Annotated in this window: 4 protein-coding genes; 2 read left to right on the top strand and 2 right to left on the bottom strand. The window is 65.5% G+C overall.

Features of this window, described 5'->3' with window-relative positions:
* Positions 1–365, bottom strand: a 365-nt coding sequence (locus AC1VTH_RS06295) for a DnaJ domain-containing protein (protein WP_481335317.1), incomplete at its 3' end; no start/stop codon positions are given.
* Between the two features lie 69 nt (positions 366–434).
* Positions 435–1,556 (bottom strand): DnaJ domain-containing protein, encoded by a 1,122-nt coding sequence (locus AC1VTH_RS06300; protein ID WP_481335318.1) that lies wholly within the window; start codon positions 1,554–1,556, stop codon positions 435–437.
* A gap of 244 nt (positions 1,557–1,800) precedes the next feature.
* Between AC1VTH_RS06300 and ettA the strand changes: the two genes are divergently transcribed.
* A complete protein-coding gene (gene ettA / locus AC1VTH_RS06305) occupies positions 1,801–3,522 on the top strand; it encodes an energy-dependent translational throttle protein EttA (RefSeq protein ID WP_481335319.1) in 1,722 nt (573 codons plus the stop codon).
* A gap of 6 nt (positions 3,523–3,528) precedes the next feature.
* Positions 3,529–5,205: a hypothetical protein gene (locus AC1VTH_RS06310; protein WP_481335320.1), complete on the top strand. Its 1,677-nt coding sequence runs from the start codon at positions 3,529–3,531 to the stop codon at positions 5,203–5,205.
* The last annotated feature ends 205 nt before the right edge of the window (positions 5,206–5,410 follow it).

The raw sequence follows: 5,410 nt of genomic DNA on the forward strand, positions 1-5,410 counted from the left end.
GTGATGCCCATGTCGCGGCCGGCCGTACGCGCGGCGCGGCCACCCGAGGCGCCGCCGCCAAAGAACGACGAGAAGATGTCGTCCATGCCAAAGCCGCCAAAGATGTCGGACACGTCGACGCCGCCGGCGCCAAAGCCCGCGGGGCCGTTGGGGTCGCCGTAGCGGTCGTAGTTGGCGCGCTTCTGCTCGTCGGAGAGGACGGAGTAGGCCTCGTTGACCTCCTTGAACTTCTCCTCGGCGTCGGGCGCCTTGTTGACGTCCGGGTGAAGGGTGCGGGCCTTTTTGAGGAAGGCGCGCTTGATGGTCCTTGCGTCGGCGTCGTGATCGACGCCAAGCACCTCGTAATAGTCGACCTTGGATTCCACGCTCGTAGTTCTCGCTTCCCTAATTGCTGATGACGTTCGTGAGAGCGGGCGCGAGGGCCCGCGAAGAGGCTAGTAGAAGCCGCGCGCCCCGTAGCCGCGGGTGCCCAGGCCCGACATGCACGAGACCATGAGGGCCATGAAGACGGCGATCGTGGCGCCGTTCATGGCGCCGTTGACGAAGTAGCGCCAGGCGTTGCTCCACCAGCTCTTAGGTTTGTGGAGCAGGCCCCCGTTGCCGAGGATGAACCACACGCCCATGAGCGCGGGCACGGCAACGACGAGGCCAAGCTGTGCCAGGCTCTGGAGCAGAAGGCCCAGGATGAGGAACGGCGCGGCGAAGCCCAGGAGCTGGAAGCCCTGGGCGGCCCTGGGCGAGAGGCGTTCGCTGGGAACGCCCACGCGACAGACGAAGTCGCCGGTGGTCGAGCCGTTGGTGCCGGCGTTGCCCATGCCGCTCACGCGCACGGTGTCGCCGTCGTGGCTGCCCGCCGGGATGTCGACGACGACCTCACTCGCCGAGAGCACGCGCCCGGTGCCGCCGCAGGTGTCGCACGGGTCGGCGACGACGCGGCCGCTGCCCTCGCACTCGGGACAGACCATGTTCATGACGCCCAGGCCCAGAAGGCTCGCGAGGTCGACCGAGATATGGCCGGTGCCGCCGCAGGTGGGGCAGGTGCGCGCATGGTCGGCGTGGACCGAGCCCGCACCATGGCAGACGTCGCAGGCGACGTAGCGCTGGTAGGTGATGCCGCGGCGGCAGCCCTTCTTGGCCTGCTCGTCGTCGAGGTCGAGCTGATAGACGACGTCACCGCCCGCCTGCGGGTTGTAGGCGCGACTGCGCGTGCGCGAGCGGGAGCGGCCTCCCATGTCGGAGAAGGGAAAGCCCCAGAAGCCGCCCATGCCCGCGAACGGGTCTCCCTGGGAGGGGGCGCCACCGCCACCATAAGGAGAACCGCCCGCGAAGGGGTTGCCCGACGACATGGCGTCGTAGCGGCGGCGCTTGGCAGGGTCCGAGAGCACGGCGTAGGCCTCGGAGATCTCCTTGAGCTTCTCCTCAGCGCCAGGCTCCTTGTTGATGTCGGGGTGGTACTTGCGCGCCAGCTTCTGGAACGCCTTGCGAATCTGCGCGTCGTCCGCATCGTGCTCGACGCCGAGGATCGCGTAGTAGTCCTTGTCGTTCATGGATGCCATGCCTGCGTGGGCTCCCGTCTGTTGCGCGCCTTAGCGCCCCGGGGCCATGCCCGAGGCGCACGTATGCTCGACATTCTACCCAATAGTGGGCGCAACTCGACATCTAACATGCACCCATCTGATACGCTTGGGTGTCACGGCAGGCGAGGCGGGCCGCAGACGAGTCGCCGCGCACGCCGCAGGAAACGTGGGACGAGAGCGCCGCGGGCGCCGCCGTCCCAGTGACCCCTACCAGGAGGTACGGATGGCAGAGTTCATCTACCAGATGTTCGAGGCGCGCAAGAGCCATGGCGACAAGGTCATCCTCGATGACGTGACCCTGAGCTTCTTCCCGGGCGCCAAGATTGGCGTCGTGGGCCCCAACGGCATGGGCAAGTCGACGCTGCTCAAGATCATGGCCAGCAAGGAGGAGGTCACCAACGGCGACGCCCGCCTCACCCCCGGCTACACCGTGGGCCTGCTCGAGCAGGAGCCGCCGCTCGACGACGACAAGACCGTCATCGAGAACGTGCGCATGGCCTTTGGCGACTTGCTCGCCAAGATCGACCGCTTCAACCAGATCGGCAACGAGATGGCCGACCCCGACGCTGACTTCGACGCCCTCATGGCCGAGATGGGCAAGCTCCAGGACGAGATTGACGCCGCAAACGGCTGGGACCTCGACTCGCAGCTCACCCAAGCCATGGACGCCCTGCAGTGCCCCGACCCCGACATGCCGGTGAACGTGCTGTCGGGCGGCGAGCGCAGGCGCGTGGCCCTGTGCCGCCTACTGCTCGAGGCGCCCGACCTGCTGCTGCTTGACGAGCCCACCAACCACCTCGACGCCGAGAGCGTGCTGTGGCTCGAGCAGTTCCTTCACAACTACCCCGGCGCCGTGCTCGCCGTGACCCACGACCGCTACTTCCTCGACAACGTCGCCGAGTGGATCTGTGAGGTCGACCGCGGCCACCTCTACCCCTACAAGGGCAACTACTCCACCTACCTCGAGACCAAGGCCGCCCGCCTCGAGGCCCAGGGCCAGAAGGAGGCCAAGCTCGCCACGCGCCTCAAGAACGAACTCGAGTGGGTGCGCAGCTCCCCCAAGGCCCGCCAGGCCAAGAACAAGGCGCGCCTCGAGCGCTACGAGCAGATGGAGGCCGAGGCCGCCGCGGGCCGCACCGTGAGCGTCACCGACATCCGCATTCCCGTGGGCCCGCGCCTGGGCACGAAGGTGCTGGTGGCTGAGCACCTCTCCAAGAGCTTTGGCGACCGCGTCCTGATCGACGACCTGTCCTTCGAGCTGCCGCGCAACGGCATCGTGGGCGTGATCGGCCCCAACGGCGTGGGCAAGTCGACGCTGTTCAAGATGATCGTGGGCGCCGCCGTGGCCGCGGGCGACACGACGCTCACCGAATCCAAGACCGAGCAGCCCACGAGTGGCTCGATCGAGCTGGGCGAGACCGTCAAGCTCTCCTACGTCGACCAAATGCGTGCAGGCATCGATGCCGAGAAGAACGTCTGGGAGGTCGTCTCGGATGGCAACGACTTCATCGTCGTGGGCAAAGACGAGATCAACTCCCGCACCTACGTGAGCGCCTTCGGCTTCAAGGGCACCGACCAGCAGAAGCCCGCTGGCGTGCTGTCGGGCGGCGAGCGCAACCGACTGAACCTCGCCCTCACGCTCAAGCAGGGCGGCAACCTGCTGCTGCTCGACGAGCCCACCAATGACCTCGACACCGAGACGCTCGAGAGCCTCGAGGAGGCCATGCTGGCCTTCCCGGGCTGCTCGGTCATTACCTCGCACGACCGCTGGTTCCTCGACCGCGTGGCCACCCACATCCTTGCCTGGGAGGGCACCGACGAGGAGCCGGGCCGCTGGCACTGGTTCGAGGGCAACTTCGACGACTACCAGCGCGACCGCGTGAGGCGCCTGGGCGAGGAGGCCGCCAAGCCCCACCGCATCCACCGCAAGCTCAGGAGGGACTAGCCCGAGATGGCGCTCACCGAAAACAACGCGACGCCGCACGGGGAAACGAGGAGCCGGTCCTTTGGCTGGCTCCTCGCCCTTGGCTGTGCGCTCGTCGCCACAATCTGTGGCCTTCTTGCGGTTGCTTCCTTCTTCGTGACGGCCACAGGAGCCTTGGGGGCGGGCTTCAGCGAGTACGTCTCCTTCCACCTGCCCACCACCCCCAAGTGGGTCCTCGAGTTTGCCGCAGCGTTTGCCGTTATGGCTCTCTACCTCCTTGTTGTCGTGAGGCTGGTGCGACATGCGGACCGGGTCCGCGAGGGCAGGTTCGTTGCCATCCTTACCGCCCTCGCCCTGCTGTTCTGCACCTGGTGGATCCCCGACAACGCAACCGCCTACAACGGCTTTGCCGACTCGCGCCAGCTCACGCAGTATGCCCAGGAGCTCGCCCGGGACGACTACTCGTCATTCCTGCCCCGAGCGGATGCATTCGCGAGCCGCCTACCCGGCGACATGTACCTGTCGAACTATCCCTTCCAGGCGGGCATCCTCCTTGTCTTCGAGGGGTACTTCAGGCTCTTTGGCACCCATGCCGTCATGCTCTACCAGTTCACGAACGCGCTTGCCTCGGTTGGCTCCGGACTTGCGCTCGTTGGCATGGCACGCCTCACGGGGGCACCAAAGCGCGAGCGTCTCGTGGCGGAGCTGCTCGCGCTCACCTTTGTGCCACCGCTCGTGTTCTGCATATTCCCTTATGGCAATGCGTTGGGGCTCGCTCTTTGCCTCTTCGCGATGCTTGCCTGGATGAAATCGCAGGCGATTGAGGGCACAAGGGCTCTTCCTCTCATCCTGTTTGGAGCCATCCTGCTGTTCTTCGGCTTTGTCGCAAAGTCGACCTACGTTGTCATGGCCATTGGCTTTGTGCTGGTACTTGCCATCGACAGCGTCAGGAAGGCGTCTTGGTGGCGCGCGCCCCTCATGATCGCCCTGCTCGTTATATCCTCAAAGGCTGCCGGGGCACTCCCCGCCTCTTACATGGAGGCACGCTTGGGAGTCGAGTTTCCCGATAACCAGCCAAAGTCCATGTGGATTGCCATGGGACTCAACACGGGAGACGTGTTTGGCGAGTCGATGCCCGGCTGGTGGAGTGGCTTTGCCCTCGAGAGCCAGATAAGGAACGAGGGCGACGTTGCAGCTCAGGCCGAGGAGGCAAAGGGTGCCATTGGGCAGGCAGCCACACGCTTTGCGAGCGACCCCGCATACGCCGCTTGGTTCTTCTCCAAGAAGCTCGGCACCGAGTGGCTCGACCCAACGTTTCAGTCACTCTACATCGCCTCGATTGGCATCATGACGCCCGAGGGGGCGGCGGGCACCAACGCGCCAGACGGTCGCTACGATGCATGGGACACGAGCTTTATTCATGGGTGGGTAAGCAGGGCCCTCTTTGCCGTGATGGATGGCATGCAGACGGTCATCTACGCAGGAGCAACAATTGGGGCGGTCGAGCTGTTCAGACAGGTTGGAGACAAGTCGAAGACGCTCGCCTACTGCCTGCCCTGCGCCTTCTTTATGGGCTTTGTCGTCTACGTCCTCTGGGAGGCAAAGGGTATGTACGCCATGCCGTTCTTCTTCTGCCTCATTCCCGTTGCGGCCCAAGGCCTCACCAAATTGGCACGGCACAAGCGGGGTCACCAGCCAACGTGATGGCCCGCGCTAAAGCATGGCAATGGCCGCGCCGAATCTGACTGTCTTCAGACTCGGCGCGGCCATTTTGCTCGTCAAAGCTGTCGTCGTGAGGCTCTGACCCTGTCCTACTCCCCCATCTTGAGGCGGGGCAGCATCACGTCGTCGGCGAGCAGCTCGGCGCGCCCGGCGCGGGCGGCCTCGACGCCGGCCTCGTCGCCCTCGC

The organism is Parolsenella sp., assembly GCF_982402205.1.

Coding starts and splice junctions, on each gene's coding strand:
- ettA (WP_481335319.1), top strand. CDS start 1,801: ATGGCAGAGTTCATCTACCAGATGTTCGAGGCGCGCAAGAGCCATGGC.
- AC1VTH_RS06310 (WP_481335320.1), top strand. CDS start 3,529: ATGGCGCTCACCGAAAACAACGCGACGCCGCACGGGGAAACGAGGAGC.
- AC1VTH_RS06300 (WP_481335318.1), bottom strand. CDS start 1,556: ATGGCATCCATGAACGACAAGGACTACTACGCGATCCTCGGCGTCGAG.